The organism is Actinophytocola sp., assembly GCF_036378875.1.
In the GTDB taxonomy this organism is placed as follows: domain Bacteria; phylum Actinomycetota; class Actinomycetes; order Mycobacteriales; family Pseudonocardiaceae; genus Actinophytocola.
In genome coordinates, this window is the sequence record NZ_DASUVO010000040.1 from 1 (window position 1) to 4,262 (window position 4,262).

Annotated in this window: 4 protein-coding genes; all 4 read right to left on the bottom strand. The window is 67.1% G+C overall.

Features of this window, described 5'->3' with window-relative positions; translation table 11 throughout:
* Positions 1 to 206: 206 nt before the first annotated feature.
* Positions 207 to 986 (bottom strand): IS21-like element helper ATPase IstB, encoded by a 780-nt coding sequence (gene istB / locus VF106_RS10685; protein WP_106536463.1) that lies wholly within the window; start codon positions 984 to 986, stop codon positions 207 to 209.
* A complete protein-coding gene (gene istA / locus VF106_RS10690) occupies positions 983 to 2,659 on the bottom strand; it encodes an IS21 family transposase (protein ID WP_330839472.1) in 1,677 nt (558 codons plus the stop codon). Before istA ends, istB begins: the two co-directional genes overlap by 4 nt.
* A gap of 421 nt (positions 2,660 to 3,080) precedes the next feature.
* Positions 3,081 to 3,893, bottom strand: a complete 813-nt coding sequence (locus VF106_RS10695; RefSeq protein WP_330839473.1) for an alpha/beta fold hydrolase — start codon at positions 3,891 to 3,893, stop codon at positions 3,081 to 3,083.
* A gap of 48 nt (positions 3,894 to 3,941) precedes the next feature.
* Positions 3,942 to 4,262: DoxX family protein (locus VF106_RS10700; RefSeq protein ID WP_326470461.1), on the bottom strand; the 321-nt coding region annotated here is incomplete at its 5' end.

Sequence of the window (4,262 nt, forward strand, 5' to 3'; positions counted from 1 at the left end):
CAAGCTGCTCTCCTAACCTATTCCATCCGCCGAAGGTCGATCGCTTGAACCACTCCTGCTCACGAAACTCAGACTTCGACCACTTTTCTGTGTGGCTGCGGAGGTTTCGTCCGACACCGCTTGTTGGCGAGTTCTGACATCGCCGGGCACGTGTCGGTGCCGCGGATGTTGGTTTGCGTCGACACCGCTTCCGCGCCCGACGGGTGTCAGGTTGTCCGCTGCTTTGTGGCTTGGGCCAGACGGTAGGAGTCGGTGCCGGTCTCGAGGATGGTGCCGCCGAAGGTGAGTCGGTCGACGATGGCTGCGCATAGCCGGGGGTCGGTGAAGGTCTTGGTCCAGCCGCCGAAGGACTCATTGGACGCGATCGCGACCGAGGCCTTCTCCTCACGCTCGGTGAGGACCTGGAAGAGGAGTTCCGCGCCGCGGCGGTCGAGTTGCATGTAGCCGAGTTCGTCGATGCACAGCAGGTCGACGCGGCCGTAGCGGGCGATGGTCTTCGCCAGCGTCATCTCGTCGGCGGCCTCGACGAGCTCGTTGGCAAGCTGGGTCGCCAGGGTGTACTTGACCCGGTAGCCGGCCATGGCGGCCTCGGTGCCGAGTGCGATCAGCAGATGGGACTTGCCGGTGCCGGAGTCCCCGATCAGACACAGCGGCTGTCCCTTCTGGACCCATTCGCACTTGGCGAGGGTGTGGATCACGGCGGGATCGATGTTGGGGTTGGCGTCGAAGTCGAAGGCCCGCAGGGACTTCTCGCGGGGGAACTTGGCGGCCTTGATCCGGCGTTCGGACCGGCGTCGGGCGCGATCGTCGCACTCGGCAAGCAATAGTTCGGCGAGGAACCCGCGGTAAGACATCTGCTCACGCCCTGCCCGGTCGGCGTAGTCGGTGAAGGAGTTGCGGATGGTGGGCATTCGCAGCATCCGGCACGCTTGGTCGATCGCGGCGTCGGCTGCTTCTTCGGTCATTCCACGGCGCTTGGTGGTCACGGTGCGGCTCCTTCGTTCGGGGTGTCACGTCGGCTGGCCAACAGCTGGTCGTACTTCTCCACGCTCGGCAGCGGCCGAGTGTCGGCCGGGATGTGGGCGCGGAGCCGGCGCTCGGTCAGCGATCGCACGGCAGGGATCTCGCCTTCTCCGCGTGCCCTGTCGCCGCTCATCAGGGACTGGTGGTCCGCTGTCGTGTCGTCGGCTCCGCCATCTGCTGTGTCGTTGTACTTGCGCGCTTCCAACGCGACAGCGTCCGCGGTGAGCGCGCCTGCACGCAGCGCCGTCGCGAGTCCGGCGACGACGTGGTCGTGTGGAAGGTGCCGGTGCAGCATCAGGACCTCAATGAGGGCACGGGTGCCGTCGGCGTCACCGTGGGCCTTGCAGGCCGCGGCCCACCAGGCGTCGTGAACGGGCGTGAACCGCCCGGATGCCCTGGCCTGCTCCAGCGCTGTCGCACCGGGTAGCGCGCCCGGTTTGCGGAGGAGGACCTCGAGATAGTGGTCCAGGTCGACCCGGGTCGAGCCCTTGGTCATGAGCCGTTCGTGGCGGGCGATCTCGGTCCTGCCGTCGAACACGACCAGGTCGCTGGCGTTCAGGAGCACCCGGGCTTGACGGCCGACCATGCGCGCGGGCACGGAGTACTTGTTCATCCGGACCGTGACCTGGGCGTACCGGTCCACGCGCGGGGTGAACCAGCGGCCGGTCTCGAACGGCTCGGTCGGAAGGGGCGCGAGGAGTGGCTGCCCGGTGGCGAAGTGTTCCCCGACCGTGCGGGCGCGGGACCCGATCCGCCGGGCATCGTCGGCTTCGTCCCAGGCGTCGACCATAGCGTTGAGCTCGTCTAGGGAGTCGACCTCGGGGATAGGGACGAGGTGGTTGCGTCGGAACCAGCCGATCTGCCCCTCGACGCCGCCCTTCTCGTGCGCACCTTGGATTCCGGGCTGGCAATAGAAGGCTTCGATGCCGTAGTGGGAACGGACGGCGGTCCACCTGTCGGCCTCGACCCGCTGGCGGGAGAACCCGATCACGCTCGCGACGGCGGCCTTGAGGTTGTCGTAGCGGATCTTCCCGGTCGGCACCCCGCCGAGCACGTTGAAGGCGTGGACGTGACCCTCGAAGAAGGCTTCCTGCCCAGCCGAGGCACTGACCCTGTGCACGGCCTTGCCCGAGTAGGAGAGCCGAAGGCTGAACAGCGCGCAGGTTACGAGCTCGCCGCGCAGGCGGATGGCGACGTCGCCGAAGTCAACCTCGGCCTCGCGGCCCGGGAGGTGCTCTTGCGGGATGAACGCGTTGGCAGGTTCCCGTCCGACCTCGACGCGAATCTCACGGCGTCGGGTGGCGACGTACTCGCGGACCATCCAGTACGACACCAACCCGGCCCCGTCATGTTCGTCAAGCAGTCGATCGAAGATCCGCTTCGCCGTGTGTCGCTGCTTCCGCGGCGCGTCGAGGTCCGAGCGCAGCCAGTCGTCGATCACCACTCGGTACGCGTCAAGCCGTGAGCCGCGTTTGGGCGGTTGCTTTCTCTCCTTCGGCCATGCAGATTCCAGCGCCGCTGTCACGGTTCGGAAGCCGACGCCGTGCTTGCGCTGCAGCGCGCGGTTGGACATCCCAGATCGGGCATCCCGTCGGATCGCCGCGTACAGGTCGACCCGGGAACGCGGCTGCGTCATCGGTGGCACTCCTGACGTGAGCACGCCGTGGGCACGACTTTCGGCACCGGGCCACCGCCTGGGAACGGTGACCGCATGCGACCACAGCCCGGAATGACTGGCCCTACCGAGGTGCCTGGTCATGTGCTGCGCAGGGCTTCGGTGGGCGGTACTGAGTCGGCCCGGAGTGCGGGGTACGACCGACGACGGAGCCGATGAGCAGCGAGTAGGCCAGGTCGAGTCCCACTGAAGCCCAGGTCAGTACGACGGCCCGGCCTTGCGTGGTGACGAAGACGTTGGTGACGAGCACGCCCAGGATCAGGCCTGTGATGCCGCCGACGACATCAACCTCGACACCACCTGTCCGCCCCGTGTCCCTGGCGCGACGAAGATCTGCTTGCGCGGTGCCTAATCGGTATTCCCGCAACACCTCGCGGGCCCCTCAGTGTTCGCTGCTGAAGAACCGTAGCAACAGCGGGCCGACGATCTGTGGGTCGACGACGTGATCCGGCCCCTCGAGGGTCTCCCGTTGAGCGTGGGGTAGGAGGTCTGCAAGCTCGTCGGCTGCGCGGTCGAAGAAGTCCGAGGGCAGGCCTGCCATGTAGGGGACCGTGATCGGTCCTCCGGTGGTGACCAGGACCGGTTGGGTGACCGTTGCCAGTCGATCGGCCGGCAATTGGTAGCGGTTGAGGAAGACGCTGTCGTGGACCAGCGTGGGCGCGAGGGCGACCGAATCCGCCCAATGCGCCGTCTGCTTGCCTGCCGCTTTCCTGGCCGCGATGTTGTCGTCGGAGGCGCCGGTCATGCGCATGAACAGTTCGAGAACCTCCTCGTCTCGCCCGGCGTCGAAGGCGCGTCGGGTGTCCGCGACGTACTCCTCGAATCGCGGGCGTATGTCGTCCCCGACCGCGTACGGCACCTCCCACACGGCGATCGTGTCGATGGCTGACCCGGCCGCGGCGGCTTCCAGCGCCAGAGCGCCACCAGAGGACGCCCCGAACAGGTGTGCCGAGCCGCCCGCCTCCGCGATCAACGCATCCAGGTCCTCGATCTCCCTTTCCACGGCGTAGGGCTCGGTGAAGCCGCTCGCGCCGCGTCCCCGACGGGCATAGTTGTAAACCGTGAAGTGCTCGGCGAGAGCAGGTATCAAGGGAGCGTTCTCGGCTCCGTCGTCCTGTGCGCCGCCTACCAGGACGACAGCCGGGCCGCTTCCCTTCCGGTCGTAGGCGATGGTGGTGCCATCGTTTGATGTCACGCGAAAGGCCATCTCGTTCATCTCACATCTCCGTTCGAGAGGTTTGTCTCAGCGCCTGAGCAGCGTGCCGACGACGGCCTCGGTGCGCGACCACCGCGCCCTTGCGATCACGGCCGCCACGACGAGAAGGGCGAGCGGCAGCCAAGGGCTCTGCTCGAGCACGAACTGATCGGTGATGACAGCACCGGTCAGCAATGCCGCCAACCCAAGACTGGCCAGGCCCGCCAGAGCCGGGATCAGAAGTCCAACCCCTCCCGCGACCTCCAGCGCTCCGACCAGGTACCGGAGCCACTGGCCAGCCCCGATGTCGGCGAACATGTCCACCATGACCGGGTCGCCGGCGAGCTTCGAGATTCCGCCGCCGGCGAT